19 protein-coding genes are annotated in these 17,395 nt (G+C 65.9%); 14 read left to right on the top strand and 5 right to left on the bottom strand.

Annotated features, from left to right (window positions below; genetic code table 11):
• Positions 1–170: 170 nt before the first annotated feature.
• Positions 171–1,268, bottom strand: a complete 1,098-nt coding sequence (locus tag DVS29_RS02430; protein WP_118179060.1) for a YeiH family protein — start codon at positions 1,266–1,268, stop codon at positions 171–173.
• Between the two features lie 124 nt (positions 1,269–1,392).
• Here DVS29_RS02430 and DVS29_RS02425 point away from each other — a divergent pair, with 124 nt between their 5' ends.
• From DVS29_RS02425 to DVS29_RS02390, 8 genes are all read left to right on the top strand, one after another.
• Positions 1,393–2,352, top strand: coding sequence for a LysR family transcriptional regulator (locus DVS29_RS02425; RefSeq protein ID WP_118178851.1), 960 nt, complete (start codon positions 1,393–1,395; stop codon positions 2,350–2,352).
• A gap of 193 nt (positions 2,353–2,545) precedes the next feature.
• Positions 2,546–3,331 (top strand): sugar phosphate isomerase/epimerase family protein, encoded by a 786-nt coding sequence (locus DVS29_RS02420; protein ID WP_118178850.1) that lies wholly within the window; start codon positions 2,546–2,548, stop codon positions 3,329–3,331.
• A gap of 50 nt (positions 3,332–3,381) precedes the next feature.
• On the top strand, positions 3,382–4,416 hold the full coding sequence (locus DVS29_RS02415) for a sugar kinase (protein WP_118178849.1): 1,035 nt from the start codon (positions 3,382–3,384) through the stop codon (positions 4,414–4,416).
• A 41-nt stretch (positions 4,417–4,457) separates the two neighbouring features.
• On the top strand, positions 4,458–5,762 hold the full coding sequence (locus DVS29_RS02410; RefSeq protein ID WP_118178848.1) for an MFS transporter: 1,305 nt from the start codon (positions 4,458–4,460) through the stop codon (positions 5,760–5,762).
• Positions 5,763–5,766: 4 nt separating this feature from the next.
• Positions 5,767–6,750 (top strand): 2-hydroxyacid dehydrogenase, encoded by a 984-nt coding sequence (locus tag DVS29_RS02405; protein ID WP_118178847.1) that lies wholly within the window; start codon positions 5,767–5,769, stop codon positions 6,748–6,750.
• Complete coding sequence (locus tag DVS29_RS02400) at positions 6,747–7,895, top strand: LacI family DNA-binding transcriptional regulator (protein ID WP_118178846.1); 1,149 nt, start codon at positions 6,747–6,749, stop codon at positions 7,893–7,895. The genes DVS29_RS02405 and DVS29_RS02400 overlap by 4 nt, the downstream gene beginning before the upstream one ends.
• An 82-nt stretch (positions 7,896–7,977) precedes the next feature.
• On the top strand, positions 7,978–8,778 hold the full coding sequence (locus tag DVS29_RS02395) for a YhfC family intramembrane metalloprotease (RefSeq protein ID WP_118178845.1): 801 nt from the start codon (positions 7,978–7,980) through the stop codon (positions 8,776–8,778).
• Between the two features lie 47 nt (positions 8,779–8,825).
• Positions 8,826–9,191 carry a DUF3022 domain-containing protein gene (locus tag DVS29_RS02390; RefSeq protein ID WP_118178844.1) on the top strand — a complete coding sequence of 122 codons (366 nt, stop codon included), beginning with the start codon at positions 8,826–8,828 and terminating at the stop codon, positions 9,189–9,191.
• 16 nt (positions 9,192–9,207) lie between these two features.
• Here DVS29_RS02390 and DVS29_RS02385 read toward each other — a convergent pair whose 3' ends face one another.
• On the bottom strand, positions 9,208–9,648 hold the full coding sequence (locus DVS29_RS02385; RefSeq protein WP_118178843.1) for a PGDYG domain-containing protein: 441 nt from the start codon (positions 9,646–9,648) through the stop codon (positions 9,208–9,210).
• Positions 9,649–9,818: 170 nt separating this feature from the next.
• Positions 9,819–10,307: a Spy/CpxP family protein refolding chaperone gene (locus tag DVS29_RS02380; RefSeq protein WP_118178842.1), complete on the bottom strand. Its 489-nt coding sequence runs from the start codon at positions 10,305–10,307 to the stop codon at positions 9,819–9,821.
• Positions 10,308–10,471: 164 nt separating this feature from the next.
• Between DVS29_RS02380 and DVS29_RS02375 the strand changes: the two genes are divergently transcribed.
• From DVS29_RS02375 to DVS29_RS02365, 3 genes are all read left to right on the top strand, one after another.
• Positions 10,472–11,365 (top strand): LysR family transcriptional regulator, encoded by an 894-nt coding sequence (locus DVS29_RS02375; RefSeq protein ID WP_118178841.1) that lies wholly within the window; start codon positions 10,472–10,474, stop codon positions 11,363–11,365.
• Between the two features lie 83 nt (positions 11,366–11,448).
• Positions 11,449–11,913 (top strand): Lrp/AsnC family transcriptional regulator, encoded by a 465-nt coding sequence (locus tag DVS29_RS02370; RefSeq protein WP_118178840.1) that lies wholly within the window; start codon positions 11,449–11,451, stop codon positions 11,911–11,913.
• A 288-nt stretch (positions 11,914–12,201) separates the two neighbouring features.
• Positions 12,202–13,299, top strand: a complete 1,098-nt coding sequence (locus DVS29_RS02365) for a saccharopine dehydrogenase family protein (RefSeq protein WP_118178839.1) — start codon at positions 12,202–12,204, stop codon at positions 13,297–13,299.
• Between the two features lie 243 nt (positions 13,300–13,542).
• Here the strand turns inward: DVS29_RS02365 and DVS29_RS02360 are convergent, their stop codons facing one another.
• On the bottom strand, positions 13,543–14,151 hold the full coding sequence (locus DVS29_RS02360; RefSeq protein WP_118178838.1) for a P-loop nucleotide/nucleoside kinase family protein: 609 nt from the start codon (positions 14,149–14,151) through the stop codon (positions 13,543–13,545).
• Complete coding sequence (cydX, locus tag DVS29_RS02355; RefSeq protein WP_118179059.1) at positions 14,148–14,285, bottom strand: cytochrome bd-I oxidase subunit CydX; 138 nt, start codon at positions 14,283–14,285, stop codon at positions 14,148–14,150. The genes DVS29_RS02360 and cydX overlap by 4 nt, the downstream gene beginning before the upstream one ends.
• Positions 14,286–14,420: 135 nt before the next feature.
• Here cydX and DVS29_RS02350 point away from each other — a divergent pair, with 135 nt between their 5' ends.
• The 3 genes from DVS29_RS02350 (at position 14,421) to DVS29_RS02340 (ending at position 17,257) form a co-directional block, all read left to right on the top strand.
• Positions 14,421–14,888, top strand: a complete 468-nt coding sequence (locus tag DVS29_RS02350; protein ID WP_118178837.1) for a hypothetical protein — start codon at positions 14,421–14,423, stop codon at positions 14,886–14,888.
• 136 nt (positions 14,889–15,024) lie between these two features.
• Positions 15,025–16,002, top strand: a complete 978-nt coding sequence (gene corA / locus DVS29_RS02345; RefSeq protein WP_118178836.1) for a magnesium/cobalt transporter CorA — start codon at positions 15,025–15,027, stop codon at positions 16,000–16,002.
• 274 nt (positions 16,003–16,276) lie between these two features.
• Complete coding sequence (locus DVS29_RS02340) at positions 16,277–17,257, top strand: sugar ABC transporter substrate-binding protein (RefSeq protein WP_118178835.1); 981 nt, start codon at positions 16,277–16,279, stop codon at positions 17,255–17,257.
• The last annotated feature ends 138 nt before the right edge of the window (positions 17,258–17,395 follow it).

The following is a 17,395-nucleotide window of genomic DNA, read 5'->3' as shown; positions in this document are numbered from 1 at the left end:
GCAGTCCGCGTGCCCGTCGAGCCGTGGAGCGTGCGTCGTCCATCTTCCCGATTGCGCCATGCCTGTGCGATTGGACCACGCTACGCGGCGCGACGTGCGCCGACGCATCCAATCCCCAAAACGCCGGCACCCCGCGCGAAGGCGGGGTGCACAGCGAAGCGTTTGCAGGTTCAGCCGAACAGCTTTTCGACCGCCCATGTAATGCCGAGTCCGCCGCCGAGCAACCACACATAGACGATCAACCCGGCGCCGAGCGCCCGCGGACCGGCCGCGCGAATCTGCGAGAAGCGCGTTTCGATGCCGAGCGCCGTCATCGCCATCGTCAGCGCGAAGGTGTCGAGCAGGTTCAGCGTATCGGTCGCGGCGTGCGGCAACACGTGCAGCGAGTTGACGACGACCAGCGCGAGAAAGCCGACCGCGAACCAGGGCACCGCGAGCTTGCGGCCGCCGGCGTGCTTGACCGCAGCATCAGCACCGTCATGCGCGTCGCGGCTCACAGCGCCCGCAGCGGAACGGCTCAGCCACACGCCGAGCACGAGCAGTACCGGCACCAGCAGCATCACACGGGTCATCTTGACGATCGTCGCGATGTGGGTCGCTTCCGGGCTCACGTTGCTCGCCGCGCCCACCACCTGCGCGACTTCGTGAATCGTGCCGCCGAAGAAGAGGCCCGCGCCGAGCGTGTCGAGATGCAGCCAGCCGGCGCGATAGAGCACCGGGTAGAGGAACATCGACAGCGTGCCGAACAGCACGACGCTGCCCACCGCCATCGCGCTCTTGTGCGGCTTCGACTGCAGCGTCGATTCGAACGCGAGCACGGCCGCCGCGCCGCAGATCGCGCTGCCGGCCGCGGTGAGGATCGCGGTGTCGCGGTCGAGCTTCATCAGCTTCATGCCGACCCAGGTGCCGATCAACAGCGTGCTGACGACGATCAGCACGGATACGGTGAGCCCCGGCAGGCCGACCTGTGCGATTTCCTGCAGGCTCACGCGTAGCCCGAAAAACGCCACAGCGATGCGCAGCAGCTTGCGCGCGGAGAAGTTGACGCCGGCGGCCCAGCTGTCGGGCATCCCGTCGCGCAGCGCGTTGCCGTAGATCATCCCGGCGACGATGCCGACGATCAGCGGGCTCAAGCCCAGGCCGGCGATGGCGGGCAACGCGGCGAGCCGCGTGACGGCCGCGGCGAACAGCGCGACGAACAGCACGCCGTTCAGCTGGCCACGGCGGAAGGAAGGATTGCCGGCGACGGCGGACGAATGATTGGGAATGGAACTCACGATGGCGGCTCGTTTCAAGAGTGTCGGAACATGCGCTTATCCTAATTTGCATATATCGATATGAAAAATTGTCATTTGTGACGTAAAATATCGGCTACACGGATAGTTTTTCATCATGACCCCGGACCAGCTTATAACGTTTGCCGCCGTCGCCGAGCACCGCAACATCAGCCGGGCGGCCATTGCGCTGCACCTGTCGCAGCCCGCTGTGTCGGGCCAGTTGCGGCAGCTGCAGGACGAATTCGGCGAGCCGCTGTACGTGCGTGACGGCCGCGGCGTGAAGCTCACGCCCACCGGCGAACAACTGGCGAGCTACGCGACCCGCCTGCGCGACACCTGGCGCCAGGCGCACCAGTACCGCGACGCGCTGCGCGGCCTCGAGCGCGGCACGCTGCGCGTCGGCGCGAGCACCACGCCCGCGAGCTACCTGCTGCCGTATCTGATCGCCGATTTCCACCGGCAGCACCCGGACGTGACGCTGCACACAATCGACGGCAATACGGCCGACATCGTCGCGGCGCTCGGTTCGCTGGACGTGGGTTTGATCGAAGGCCCGGTCGGCGCCGATCTGCCGCCGGACACCGCGGTTCATGCATGGCGCGAAGACGAGATCGTCGCGATCATGCCGTGTGGGCATCCGCTCGCGCAGCCGCAGCGGGCTTCGGGGCCGCGTGCGCAGTTACGCGCGAAGGAACGCGCGGCGCCGCGCGAAGGGCAGGCCGCGAACGAAACCGCTGACCAGCTGGAGATGGAAGCGTTCGCGGGCCTGCCGATCGTGCTGCGCGAGGAAGGCTCCGGCGTGCGGCAGCTCGTGGAGCGTGCGTTCGCCCGCGCGGGCGTGCCGCTCAATGTCGCGCTGGAAATCGCGGGCGTCGAAGGCGTGAAGGAGGCGGTGCGCGCCGGCATGGGCATCGGCTTCGTGTCGGCGATGTCGATGCGCCACGAAGACGCGGCGCTGTGCCGGCTGTCGCTGAATCCGCGTCTGGCGCGCCACTTTTCGATTCTGGTGCCGCATGCGAGCGCGCCGTCGCGGGTCGCACAGCGCTTCGTCGCGATGAGTCTGGGCGCGGAGTGAATCCGCTGGAAGCGCCAGGCGTGAGCCGCCAGACCAGGCCTGGGGATTTCCATGATGGCGGCGACGACCGTCCGCGCGCAGTATTTTGTCAAAGCACAGCGCCCTAGGCGCTTTTTTGAAACCCATTCTTGGAACCGGTTCCAAAGTCCGCGACGGCAACGAAAGCGCGGCAAAAGAACTGAGGATTGAAGGCATGCCAGATATTGCGATCGTCGCCAGCGCATTCGGAGCAGAGGCCGTGCGGCGCGATGGTCATCGTGCGTGGATCGACACGGCGGTGCGCGCGGGCGCGGCGGGCTTCGAGGTTCGCCGCGAACTGTTCGCGACGCCCGAGCAGACGGAACTCGCGAGCCTGTGTTTTCTCGGCTCGTCGATCCTGAATGCCGGGCTGTGGACGGTGTACTCGACGCCCGACGAGCTGTTTGCCGAAGACGGCACGCTGAACCTGCGCGCGCTGCGTCTAGCGCGCGATGAAGCCGCCACGCTGCGCGCCCGCATCGTCAAGCTGCAGCTAGGCAATTTCCAGGGCGACGCACACGCGCCCGGTTTCGCGGACGAAATCGCCGAGTGCGTTGACGGCGCGCCGGTGCGGGTCGTGGTCGAAAACGGTCAGCTGACAAAGGGCGGCGCGCTCGCGCAGTTCGTCGAGCTGTTCCAGGGACTCGCCGCGGCGGGCCGCGAAGGCCTCGTCGGCATGACGTTCGACGTCGGTAACTGGCTGTGGGCCGGCGAAGTGCCGCTGGACGCGGCGACGCGGCTCACGCCGTACGTCGAGTACATCCACTGCAAGGCCGTACAGGGCGTGAACGGCCGCCGCTTCGCCGTCGCGCCCGCGCCGGACGATGCGTCGTTCGCGCAGGTACTGCGTCGTCTGCCGGGCAACGTGCCGCGCGGCATCGAGTTTCCGTTCGACGCACGCGAACCCAACCGGATTGCAACCGAGGCCGGCCGCTATGTGGAGTGGCTGGCTGCCGTATGAACCCGTCTGACCGCATCGTGATAGCGGTCGGGACCTGAGAGAAATGCGAGATGAAGCAAGCTGTCTACATTCTGGATGCGCAGCCGGAACCTCAAACGAAGGCGCGGCCGCTCGACGTGATTACCTGCGGTGAAGCGATGGCGATGTTCGTCGCCGCGGAAACCGGGCCGCTCGCGGGCGTCGGCCAGTTCACGAAACGCGTCGCGGGCGCGGACCTGAACGTCGCGATCGGACTCTCGCGGCTGGGTTTGAACGTCGAGTGGATCAGCCGCGTCGGCCGCGATTCGTTCGGCGATTTCGTGCGCGACACGCTTGCGAAAGAGGGTATCGACGCGCGCGGCGTGACTACCGACGATCGCTACCCGACCGGCTTCCAGCTGAAGTCGAAATCCGACGACGGCAGCGATCCGGCGATCGAGTATTTCCGGCGCGGCTCCGCGGCGAGTCATCTGTCCGTGGCCGATTTCGTCGCGGCGGACGTGCTGTCCGCGCGGCATCTGCATCTGACTGGCGTGATGCCGGCGTTGTCGGCCAGCTCGCGTGAACTGGCGTTCCATCTGGCGCGTGAAATGCGTGCAGTGGGCAAGACGGTGTCGTTCGACCCGAACCTGCGGCCCACGTTGTGGCCATCGCGCGCGGAGATGGTCGCGACGCTCAACGACATTGCCACGTTCGCCGACTGGGTGCTGCCGGGCATTGGCGAAGGCGAGATTCTCACGGGCCACACAGAGCCGGATTCGATCGCGCGGTTTTATCTCGAACGCGGCGTGCTCGGCGTGGTCGTGAAGCTTGGCGCCGAGGGCGCGTATTACCGCACCGCGGATGGCGAGCACGGCGTGATCGCGGCGCAGCCGGTCGAAAAAGTCGTGGATACGGTAGGCGCGGGCGATGGCTTCGCAGTCGGCGTGGTGAGTGCGCTGCTGGAAGGGCGGCCGCTGCGCCAGGCGGTGGCGCGCGGCAATCTGATCGGCGGTCTCGCGATCCAGGTGATCGGCGACTCGGAAGGCCTGCCGACCCGCGCCGAACTCGATACGCTCGAAGCGCTGCAGTCCGGCGCCGCGAGCGGAGCCCGCGCGTACGCGTAAGCACGAAAGATCGAGCAGGAACGACACAAGGAGACAGCATCATGACAGCAACGCTTGCGGCTCGCCGCTGGTGGACGATCATGCCGATCGTGTTCATCACCTACAGCCTCGCGTATCTCGACCGTGCGAACTTCGGTTTCGCATCGGCCGCGGGCATCAATCACGATCTCGGCATCAGCAAGGGGCTCGCGTCGCTGATCGGCGCGCTGTTCTTCCTCGGCTACTTCTTCTTCCAGATTCCCGGCGCGATCTACGCGGAACGCCGCAGCGTGAAGAAGCTCGTGTTCTGGAGCCTCGTGCTGTGGGGCGGCTGCGCGGCGCTCACGGGCGTCGTCAGCAACGTGCCTTCGCTGATGGCGATCCGCTTCGCGCTCGGCGTGGTGGAAGCGGCGGTGATGCCCGCGATGCTGATCTTCATCAGCAACTGGTTCACGAAGCACGAACGCTCGCGCGCGAACACCTTCCTGATTCTGGGCAATCCGGTGACGGTGCTGTGGATGTCCGTCGTGTCGGGTTATCTCGTGAATTCGTTCGGCTGGCGTCACATGTTCGTCGCGGAAGGCGTGCCGGCGATCGCGTGGGCGGTCTGCTGGTGGTTCATCGTGAAGGACCGGCCTGCCCAGGTGAGCTGGCTCACCGACGACGAGAAGCGCGACCTCGATGCCGCGTTGCGCAAGGAGCAGGCGCAGATCAAGCCGGTGCGCAACTATCGCGAGGCGTTCCGCTCGTCGGCGGTGGTCAAGCTGTCGGCGCAGTATTTCTGCTGGAGCATCGGCGTGTACGGTTTCGTGTTGTGGCTGCCGTCGATCATCAAGAACGGCATGGAGAGCGGTCTCGCCAGTGGTTCCCACTTCGGCATGGTGGAAACCGGCTGGCTGTCGGCGCTGCCGTATCTCGCGGCGACCATCGCGATGCTGGCGGTGTCATGGGCGTCGGACAGGATCGACAACCGCAAGGTGTTCGTATGGCCGTGCCTGCTGATCGGCGCGGTCGCGTTCGCGGCGTCGTACGCGCTCGGCGCGCATCATTTCTGGGAGTCGTACGCGCTGCTCGTGATCGCGGGCGCGGCGATGTACGCGCCCTACGGCCCGTTCTTCGCGATCGTGCCGGAACTCCTGCCGAAGAACGTCGCCGGCGGCGCGATGGCGCTGATCAACAGCATGGGCGCGCTCGGCTCGTTCGTGGGCTCCTACGTGGTCGGCTATCTGAACGGCGCGACCGGGTCGCCATCGGCGTCGTACGCGTTCATGAGCGTCGCGCTCGTCGCTTCGGTGGTGCTGACACTTGCCGTCAAACCGCAGGCGCGCGACACTCACGCGCTGGCTACTCCGATGCCGGGAAAGTGAACCGATGACCGAATCCGTGAAGCAGAAGAAGATCGTCGTCTACAAGTCCGTGCCGGACGACGTTCTCGCATGGCTGAAAGAGCATGCCGACGTCGTCGAAGTGGACGGACGCCAACGCGATCAACTGGTTGCAGCGCTGAAGGATGCCGACGGCGCGATCGGCGCGAGCGTCCACATCACGCCCGATATGCTGGATGGCAATACGCGGCTGAAAGCGCTGTCGACGATCTCGGTCGGCTACGACAACTTCGACGTGCCCGATCTCACGCGCCGCGGCATTCTGCTCGCGCATACGCCGGACGTGCTGACCGAATCCACCGCGGACACCGTGTTTTCGCTGATCCTTGCCACTGCGCGGCGCATCGTGGAACTCGCGGACTGGGTGAAGGCAGGGCACTGGAAACACAGCGTCGGCCCGGACGAATATGGCGTCGACGTGCAGGGCAAGACGCTCGGCATCATCGGCATGGGACGCATTGGCGGGGCGGTCGCGCGGCGCGCGGCGCTCGGCTTCAACATGCGCGTGCTGTACGCGAACCGCAGCGCGAACGAGCGCGCGGAGAAAGCGTATAACGCGCAGCGCGTGAGCCAGAGCGAACTGCTCGCACAGGCGGATTTCGTCTGCCTGCAGGTGCCGCTTACGCCCGATACGCGCCGCATGATCGGCGCCGCCGAGCTGCGTGCCATGAAGCAGAACGCGATCCTGATCAACGCATCGCGCGGTGCGACCGTCGACGAGGCCGCGTTGATCGAAGCGCTGCGCGCGGGCACGATCCGCGGCGCCGGGCTCGATGTGTTCGAAACCGAGCCGCTGCCCGCCGATTCGCCGCTCCTGAAGATGCCGAACGTGGTGGCGTTGCCGCACATCGGCTCGGCGACGCACGAGACCCGTCACGCGATGGCGCAGAACGCGGCGGAAAACCTGATCGCGGCGCTCGACGGCACACTCGCGAACAACATCGTCAACCGCGACGTGCTGGGCTCATGAGCGAAAGCGGCACGCCAGCTCCGGCACCGGGCCACGCAACGCCGCCGCGGCGCGCGACGATCAGCGACGTCGCGCGCGAAGCCGGCACGGGCAAGACCAGCATCTCGCGCTATCTGAACGGCGAGTTCGACGTGCTGTCGCCGCAGCTGCGCGCGCGCATCGAAGCGGCCATCAAGCAGCTCGACTATCAGCCGAACCAGATGGCGCGCGGGCTGAAGCGCGGCCGCAACCGGCTGATCGGCATGCTGGTCGCCGACCTGACGAATCCGTATTCGGTGGAAGTGCTGCAAGGCGTCGAGGCCGCGTGTCACGCGCTCGGCTACATGCCGCTGATCTGCCACGCGGCGAACGAAGTCGAGATGGAGCGGCGCTATCTGCAGCTGCTCACCACGTATCGCGTGGAAGGCGTGATCGTCAACGCGCTCGGCGTGCGCGAGGAAATGTTGCGGCCGGTCGGGGCGAGCGGCATTCCGGCCGTGCTGGTGGACCGGCGCGTCGAAGGGCTCGAAGCCGACATGGTCGGGCTCGACAATCCCGCGGCGACCACGCTGGCCACCCGGCATCTGATCGAGCGAGGCTATGCCGAGTTGCGCTTCGTCGTGCAGCCGTTCGAACGCGTCAGTTCGCGGCGGCAGCGTGTGGAGGCGTTCGAGGCGGCCCTTGCGGCGAATGGTGCGAACGGAGCAGCAAGTGGCCGCACGCTGATCCTCGATCTCGACGACGATGCCGGAGGGCTCGCCGCGCTGGATCGCGATCTCGACGCGCTGGATGCTTTCGACGCTGGTGTGTCCTATGCATCCGATGCACGTGCAACGTCCGCGGGCGACGAGCAGGCCGCCCCGCGCCGGCTCGCGCTTTTCGCGGCGAATGCGCCGGTCGCGATGCGCCTCGCGCTGCATTTGAACGCGCGCTACGGCGCGGCGTGGCAGACGCGCGTCGCGCTGCTGTCGATCGACGACCCGGAATGGGCCGAACTCGCCGGCATCACGACGGTGCGCCAGCCGACCTACGACATCGGTTATCGCGCGGTCGAGTTCCTGCACGAACGGATCGCCGGGCTCGTGACCCAGGCGCGCGACTGTCTGCTGCCTGGCGAGCTGATCGAGCGCGCGTCGACATCGGCGTCAGCACGCAGTTCACCCTGAGTCCACCTCGACCTGTCTTTCAGGATTCTGCGATCATGGCGGACTGCGGCGCGCCGGTGCGCCGCTTTGCGCAAGGATCTCCATGCTGGTCGAACCCCTCACGCTGACCTGTCTGTCGCTCGCGACGCTGTTCATCGCCGCGTTGCCGATCGTGCTGTATCGCCGCCTGCGCGGCCCGTTCGGCTTCGACTGGCGCGACACCGTGGCGGGCATCGCCGTGTTCGCGCTGTTCGCGATGGTGATCGAGCGCGTGGCGAACGCGTATCTGCTGGGCGGCAATCCGGCCACCGCTGCGATGCTGCACGATCCGCTTTACTTCGTCGTCTACGGCGCGCTGATGGCAGGCCTGTGCGAGGAAAGCGGTCGCTACCTTGCGATGACGATGCTGCTGCGTCGCAAGGGCATCGCGCGCGCCGATGCGCCGCCCGGCACCGCGCTCGCGTACGGCATCGGGCACGGCGGCGCGGAAGCGTGGCTCGTCGGTGTGCTGGTGCAGGTGCAGTGGATCGTGTTCGCGGTGCTCGCGAACCGCGGCGAGCTCGACGAGCATCTGTCGAACCTGCCGGTCGAATCCGCGATGCGCATTCATCTGCTGCTCGGCACGCTATCGCCGACCTTCGCCGGCATTTTTGCGCTGGAACGCATCTCGGCATTCGTGTTCCAGCTGATGTTCACGACGCTGATGTGGCGCGGGCTGCGCGCGAACTGGCACGGCATCCTGCCGCTCGCGATCGTGGTGCACGCGGTGTGCGACCTGCCCGCGGTGTTCTTCCAGGCGCATCTGCTGTCGCTGATCTCGGTAGATATCGCGTACGTGGTCGCGGCGATCGTGGTGGCGGGCGCGCTCGTGCAGATCTATCGACGGCCCGCGCAGACGGCATAATGGTGCGCACGGCATGGCCTGCCACTTTTTCCCGGATTGCCAGACGGATGGACGACTACCAGTACGAATGCACGAGCATCGAGATCGACGAACTCGCGCACGTGATCACCGACCTGTTTCCCGAGCAGACGCGCTTCGCCGAACAGGCGGCGGACGACGGCACGCCGTCGCTCGTCGTGCACTGGGTTGCGATGCGCTTCGGTTCGACCGCGCGCCGCATGACCTTCACGGTGCGCTTCGCGAAAGACGCGTTCGCGCGCTACCGTGCGACGCCGGCGAGGCTTCGAGGCCGCGGGTTCGCGGTGCTGCGCGCGTATGTGGAAGCGACGCTCGGTTCGCTCGAAGAGCAGTACGCGGAGGGGCATACGGTGCCGCGCGAGGTGGACATCGAACTGGGCGACGATTTCGCCTGAGCGTCTGCCTTCAGCCTCAGGTGCCGGACACCACCCGATACACCCGCGCGAAACGCGCGGCCTGCACGACGCCATAGTCGCCGGGCGCGTACTGCATCACCCAGTCGCCGGGTTCGCCGCGCAGCACGTCGCTGCCGGCGGCGCGCGCGATCGAAAACGGCTCGTGCATCTGTTTTGCGAGCAGCACCGCGGGGCGGTTGCGATACGCGCCGGGCTCGCCGTGCGTGAGTCCTTCGGCCGCCGGCAGGTACTTCGCGTCGAAGCGGTCGCGCGAGACGACCCAGCGGTCGCCTGTCGAGCCGGTGATCAGCGCGTCGCCGCTCGCGTAGCGGTTTGGACCTTCGAGGCTCATCAGCTCGCCATCGGCGGCGGCGAAAGCCACCTCGACGGTTTCATCCTTGACGACGTGCTGCGCGGCGGGATCGGTGCGCAGGTCGACCTGCGTGAGCTGGATCATGACAATGGCGTGTAAAAGCGGATCAGGCCGCAAGCGTAGCGCGAAACCGGCCGCTATGCACGACGAATCGATTGCCGCGCGGTCAGCGTGACGCCAGCGCAAAAGCACCTTGAAAAAGACAACGCCTGCTCGATGAGCAGGCGTTGTCCGTGGGCGGCGACCTTAAGCGCTTACTGGCTTTGCGCCGGCTTCGCGGCCTTGCCGTGGCCGTGTTCGTGACCGTGGTGCTCGCCCGTCTGGTGGAACGTGGTGTCCGCAAGCTTCTTCTGGTCCGGCGAGAAGCTGTTGTACAGCGGCTCGAACGCGTCGACGAGCTTCTTCATGCCGTCCGCGTGCGCCTGCGCGATGTCGGAGTACTGCTTCATGTCATCGAGCGCGGACTGGTTCGTCGCGGCCTTGCGCTGCTCGTACAGGTTCGCCATCGTCGTGCCGTTGTTGCGCATCACGTCGGCGAAGGCATTCCATTGCTGCTCCTGCGCCGGCGTGATTTTCAGCTGCTGGTGCAGATAGGTGATGCGCTGCTCGACGCGCGCTTCATGCGGCGTGGCCGACGAAGCGGCGGCCGGTGCCGAGGCCGGTGCGTTCTGCGCGAACGCGACGCCTATCGACAGGCTGGACAGCGACAGTGCGCAGGCGAGGGCTAGCAGTGTTTTTTTCATTGAGACTCCCGATGTCACGCAGTTCATGAACGGACGCTTTCGCGCCGGGCCGGCACGCGAGCATAGGCTCCGTACGGCCGGGTGCGTTATTAGTATCACGTTATCCTTGCAATGCGGCTGCATTGCGACAAACGCTTACAACCGAAACCAGGGGGAAATAGCGGGTGGACAGGCTCGTCAGCATGGAGATCTTCGTTGCGGTCGTCGAAGCGGGTAGCCTAAGCGCGGCGGCGGAGCGCTTCGACATTTCGGCCGCGATGGTCGGCAAGCACATCCGTGCGCTCGAAGCGCGTCTGTCGACGCGGCTCATCACACGCACCACGCGGCGTCAGAGCCTGACCGAGATCGGTCGCCAGTATTACGAACAATGCCGGCAGATCCTCGCCGACGTGAAGACGGCCGAGTCGCTCGCCGAAGCGATGGCCGCGTCGCCGCGCGGTCTACTGCGCGTCACCGCGCCGCTCACTTACGGCGTCGAAGTCTTTGCCCCTGCGATGACGGATTATCTGAGCGCGCATCCCGACGTGAGCCTCGAACTCGACCTGTCGAACCGCATCACGGATCTCGTCAACGAGGGCTTCGATGCCGCGGTGCGGATCGGCAGGCTGCCGGATTCGAGCTTCGTCGCGAGACCGCTCGTGCCGTACCGGATGCGCGCGTGCGCGTCGCCCGCGTATCTGGCGCGCGCTGGCACGCCGCGCACGCCGGCCGATCTCGCGCAGCACGAGTGCCTCGGTTTCCTGCACTGGGGACGCGAAGGCGCATGGCGTTTCGACGGCGATGGCGACGGCAAGGCCGTCACCCACACGCGGCCCGCGCGATTCCGCGCGAACAACGGCCAGGCGCTGAAGGTGGCCGCGCTGCGCGGCTTCGGCCTGATCATGCAGCCCGAGGCGCTGGTTGCGAAGGAGATCGAGAGCGGGGCGCTCATACCGGTGCTCGACGCGCATCTGCCGCCGGGCGCCCCAGTGCATCTGATCTACCCGCGCGATCGCCGCGCGACGCCGAAGCTCACGTCGTTCATCGACTTCGTCATGGAGCGGTTCGGCGCGCGATAATCGCGTCATTCACGACGGGCATTGCACGCGCGGTGCTTCGTTGTCCAACGCCTGAGTCATCTACATCCACATCCGCCATCACGATGAGACCACCGCGCCTCGACCAGCTCGACGACCTCGACCGCAACCTCGTTGCGCTGCTGCAAGCCAATGCGCGCGAAAGCGTCGCGAACCTCGCGCGCCAGCTGGGTGTGGCGCGCACCACGGTGATCGCCCGCATTGCGCGGCTCGAGAAGAGCAACGTGATCGCGGGCTATAGCGTGCGGCTCGGGCAGGACGTGCTCGACTCGAGCATCGTCGCGTACGTGGGCATCATCACCGCGCCGAAGTATGGCGCGGACGTGCTGAAGCGGCTCGGCCGGATGCCCGAGGTGCAACTGCTGTGCGCGGTCAGCGGCGAGTTCGACTACGTCGCGTGGCTGCGCGCGCCGTCGCCGGAAAAACTCAACGATCTGCTCGACCAGATCGGCGGACTCGAAGGCGTGGAGCGGACCACGACGTCGATCATTCTGGCGCGCAAGATCGACCGCGGGATGATCGGAGGGTGAGCGCGTCGCTGTGCGTCGCATCAAGTCGCATCCCCGGCCAGGGCGCCGCGGTGCGCGCAGCATGGCCCGCGGCCCCGGCGTTGACACTATTTTTATATGTTTTCGACATATCGTCGCGTTGACTGGTCATAACGTCGAAACCAATGGTCATAGCGCAGCATTTTGCGTCTAGGATCAGTATCGCCGTCTCCCTAAACTGTGCTGGAGGCTTTAGCCCGAGGGCCGCGCCGCAAGCGCGCGGCGCACCATCGCGCCGCTCAGGCGCCAACACAGAACAAGGAGAACCGCATGAAGATCGCCATCGTCGGCGCCGGCCTGATCGGCCACACCATCGCCCATCTGCTGCGTGAAACCGGCGACTACGAAGTCGTCGCGTTCGACCGCGACCAGCATGCGCTCGACAAGCTCGCCGCCCAGGGTATTCCGACCCGCCGCGTGGATTCCGCCGACGCGGCCGCGCTGCGCGCCGCGATGCAGGGCTTCGACGCGCTGATCAACGCGCTGCCGTACTACCTCGCGGTGAACGTCGCCGCGGCGGCGAAGGGCGCGGGCGTGCACTACTTCGACCTGACGGAAGACGTGCGCGCAACGTCCGCGATCCGCACGCTCGCCGACAACGCCGAACACGTGTTCATGCCGCAGTGCGGACTCGCGCCGGGCTTCATCGGTCTTGCGGCGCATGAGCTCGCGAACCGCTTCACCGAAATCCGCGACGTGAAAATGCGGGTGGGTGCGCTGCCCGAGTTTCCGACCAATGCGCTGAAATACAACCTGACGTGGAGCGTCGACGGTCTCATCAACGAATACTGTCAGCCCTGCGAAGCAATCCGCGACAGCCGCACGCAATGGGTGCAGCCGCTCGAAGGCTTCGAGCATTTCTCGCTCGACGGCACCGAATACGAAGCGTTCAATACATCGGGCGGACTCGGCACGCTGTGCGAGACGCTGGCCGGTCGCGTCGAATCGCTCGACTACAAGTCCGTCCGTTACCCGGGCCATCGCGACCTGATGCAGTTCCTGCTGGAAGACCTGCGGCTCGCGTCCGACCGCGATACGCTCAAGTCAATCATGCGTCGCTCGGTGCCGTCCACCGCGCAGGACGTTGTGCTGATTTTCATCACGGTGACCGGCATGCGCGACGGTCAGCTCGTGCAGGAAGTGTTCACGCGCAAGATCTTCGCGAAGACGATCTGCGGCGTGCCGATGAGCGCGATCCAGATCACCACCGCGGGCGCGATGTGCGCGGTGCTGGACCTGTTCCGCGAGAAGAAGCTGCCGCAGCAGGGCTTCGTGCGCCAGGAGCAGGTGTCGTTGCGCGAGTTCCTCGCCAACCGTTTCGGCCAGCTGTACGAAGGCGCATCGCTCGATGCGATGGCGACGGTTTGAGCGCCTGAGACACACAGCCGGCGCGCTGCGGGCGACAAGTGCCGCAACAGGCGAAGCGGCAGAGCGCGGCGACAGCGCGCTTCGCTCTGGACCGCTGACGGCCTGCGCGATTACATCAATGGCGTCGGGCATTTCAGTACCCGGGTCGTGGCATCGATACACGCACGGCTGGGGTTATAGCGGCCGGCAGGTCCCGCAGCATGGTATGTGTGAAGACGCGGTGCGAAGCTTCGCGCGGCCTCTTCAGCGGCTCGGGTCCGGCGTAGCGGCAGGCTCGGCAGCCAGCACGGCCAGCAACGCATCGTAGTCCGCTGACGTGGCCGACGTCGTGTTCACCGAGAGCAGGCCGCGGCGCGCGTCGCCGGTGGGCACGAAGCGGCGCTGCAGGTACGCGTCCCAATGCGCGAGCTTGTACGCATCGGCCGGATCACCGCGCGCGGCGATCCGCTCGCGCACCGTGTGATCGTCCGCTTCGACCCACACGACGTGGATCGCCACGTCGTCGCCCACATCGAGCCACGCTCGATCGACGAGCCTGCGCTCGCGGATTTCGCGCGACAGCGGCGCGACTGCGATCACGTTGATGCCGAGCGCGAGGTTATCCCGCGCGGTATCGATCAGCGCACGATACTCGGGGTCGCGAAAATGCTGGAGATAGAGCGGGCTGTCGCGGTCGTTCGGATCGCCGATCAGCGCCTGCATCGCGGCTGCGCCCACCGGCCCGTACATCACGTCCTTGTCGAGCAGGCAGAACGCTTCGCCCGTCGAGCGGATCAGCGGGCCGATCAGGCGCTTCGCGAGCGTCGTCTTGCCGGTGCCCGCGTGGCCGCAGAAAAAGATCAGCCGCGTCACTGAGGTTGATCAGTGACGTCGGGGACGGCGGCCGCGTCGCGCTGGAACCTGCCGTTCGCTTCGAGCCACATCACGTTGATGATGCCGAAGCCCAATGCCACGCCGATACCGAGAATCCAGCTGAAATACCACATCGTGCGTCTCCGCTTGCAGTGTCCTTCGTCCATCATGAACAGGTTGCACCGGCAGCGCAATAGCGGCGGGCGTCACAGCCCGCCACAGCCTGCGATCCGCAGGTATGATGGTCCACACAACGACGGAGACTCACGATGCCACTGCGCCGCTCGTCCGCGTGCCGCGTTTCCGCGCCAGCCGTCGCCGCACTGCGGGCGATGACCGTTGCCCTGTCCTTCGTGCTGATGCTGGCCGGCTGCGCGCCCGAGCCCGCGGCGCGCGTGCCGTACAAACTGGTGCCCGCCGAACGCATTGTCAAGTCCGGCTATACCGACCCCGGCCAGAACCGGATCGCGGTCGACGTGCGCCGCGAACGCACCGACAACGTGATCGTGCGGTTCCGCGATGCACTGGTCTATGTGGACGGCGTGCAGGTCACCGACCTGATGAACGGCGAGCACGTCACCTTCTGGCTGACGCCCGGCCAGCACCGGATCGCGGTGTCCACGCAGTTCGATCCGGTGGTCGAGATTCCGTTTCCCGTCGATTCGCGCTACACGAATTTCGCCAGCGTCACGTTCGGCAAAGACGACCGGATCGGGCTGAAACGCGTGCCGCATTAGGCGCTTATTCGCGCGTCACGATCTGGGCCTGCGCCTTGCGACACATTCGCACAGCACAAAACCTCTACCATACCGACTTCGCGTTCGCCCCGAACGCCCCATTGCGACATCGCAACTACGAGACACGGGTGACGACATGCTGATCAACTGCGCGGCGTACCAGGACGGCCGGAAGCTAGGCGACATCGAGGTCGAGGACATCAGCATCTACGTGGAGAAGCCGGAGTGCTTCGTCTGGGTGGCGCTGAAAGACCCCGAGCCGGCCGAGCTGGACAAGATGAAGGAAGAGTTCGGGCTGCACGAACTCGCCGTTGAAGACGTCCGGCACGGCCATCAGCGGCCGAAGATCGAGGAGTACGGCGAGTCGCTCTTCGCCGTCATGCACACGATCGAGATGAACGACGACGGCGAACTGTCGGTGGGGGAAATGGACGTGTTCGTCGGACCGAACTATGTGCTGTCGGTCCGCACGCGGACACTGCACGGTTTCCAGGAAGTGCGGGCGCGCTGCGAGCGGGAGCCGCAACTGTTGAAGCAGGGCGCCGCGTTCGTGCTGTACGCGCTGATCGATCATGTGGTGGACAACTATCTGCCGGTGCTCGATCGCCTCGGCGCCGAGATCGACGACGTCGAAGACCGCATCTTCGAGCGCCATAACCTCGCCGCGTCGCGGCAGATCATCGAAGATCTGTACTCGCTGAAGCGCCGGCTCGTGATGATGCAGCACCACGTCGCGCCGCTCGTCGAGGCGGTCGGCAAGCTGACGGGCGGCCGCATTCCGGCAATCTGCGAAGGCATGCAGGCGTATTTCCGCGACGTGTACGACCACATGGACCGCGTGGTGCGGATCATCGACGGCCGCCGCGAAATGATCGTGACGGCGATCCAGGTGAACCTCGGCATGATCTCGCTCGCGGAGAACGAGGTGACCAAGCGGCTCGGCTCGTTCGCCGCGCTGTTCGCGGTGCCGACCATGATCGCCGGCATTTACGGGATGAATTTCCAGAGCATTCCGGAGTTGCACCTCCAGTACGGCTACCATGTGTGTCTCGCGGTGATGCTCGGCATCGACATCGTATTGTTCTGGCGATTCCGCAAGGCGGGCTGGCTGTAGCGGCGGGCGTCGAAACGCGCTCGATGTGCCCGCATCCAAGTGCGCCGCAACACCTGACGTCGATACGTCGGCGTTGACATGTGAATCTCCTCCCGCTACAACTCAAGTCGCGCAAACGTTTGCGGTTTGCGCGAAGACAACGCTCGGTGGTTCGAGCCCGCAACCGGGCCGAGTACCCGGCCGAACAAGAAGATCGCCATGTCGTACGGATCCGGTCCGGCGCCGCTGCGCGAATCCGGATCTCGCGCCACATGGCTTACCCAGGAGATATCGCATGAACGATTGCCACGGCCGTCACAGCCGCACCCGCCGCCGCGTACTGAACGCGGGTGCCGCGCTGGCGGGCGCCGCCCTGTTGCCGCTCGGCGCCACGCGCGCACTCGCGCAGGCCGCGAAGAAACCCAAGGTCGCACTGGTGATGAAGTCGCTCGCGAACGAGTTCTTCCTGACGATGGAAACCGGCGCGAAAGACTACCAGGCGCACAACACCGGCAAGTTCGATCTGGTGACGAACGGCATCAAGAACGAGACGGATACCGCGGCGCAGATCCAGATCGTCGAGCAGATGATCGTGTCCAAGGTGGATGCGATCGTGCTGGCGCCGGCCGATTCGAAGGCGCTGGTGCCGGTGGTGAAGAAGGCGGTGGATGCGGGCATCATCGTCGTGAACATCGACAACCGGCTCGATCCGGACGTGCTGAAGTCGAAGGACCTGAACGTGCCGTTCGTCGGCCCGGACAACGCGAAGGGCGCCGAGAAGGTGGGCGATTTTCTCGCGAAGAAGCTGAAGTCGGGTGACGAGGTGGGCATCGTCGAAGGCGTGTCGACCACGACCAACGCGCAGCAGCGCACGGCTGGCTTCAAGACGGCGATGCAGAAGGTGGGCGCGAAGATCGACTCGGTGCAGTCGGGCGAATGGGAAATCGACAAGGGCAATGCGGTGGCTTCCGCGATGCTCAACGAGTACCCGAACATCAAGGCGCTCCTGTGCGGCAACGACAACATGGCGATCGGTGCGGTGTCCGCCGTGCGTGCGGCCGGCAAGGCAGGCAAGGTGTATGTGGTGGGCTATGACGACATCGACGCGATCAAGCCGATGCTGAAGGACGGCCGCGTGCTCGCCACCGCGAACCAGTATGCGGCGAAGCAGGCGGTGTTCGGTATCGATACGGCGCTGAAGGCGTTGTCCGAGCACAGGAAGCAGTCGGATCTGGCGGGTGTGGTGGAAACGCCGGTCGATCTCGTCACGGTTTGACATTTCGACGCGTCGCAAATACCGCTCAAGAAAGCCGCCACGCGGCCGTTAAATCGGCGAATAGGGGTCTTTGACGTGTGCAGCCGCGGTTGGTAGCTCCGTCGGCAGCCGCGCGCATCGCGCCGCACATCGCCGGTC

Source organism: Paraburkholderia phosphatilytica, from assembly GCF_003443895.1.
GTDB lineage: Bacteria > Pseudomonadota > Gammaproteobacteria > Burkholderiales > Burkholderiaceae > Paraburkholderia > Paraburkholderia phosphatilytica.
This window is presented reverse-complemented; position numbering and strand designations above follow the sequence as displayed.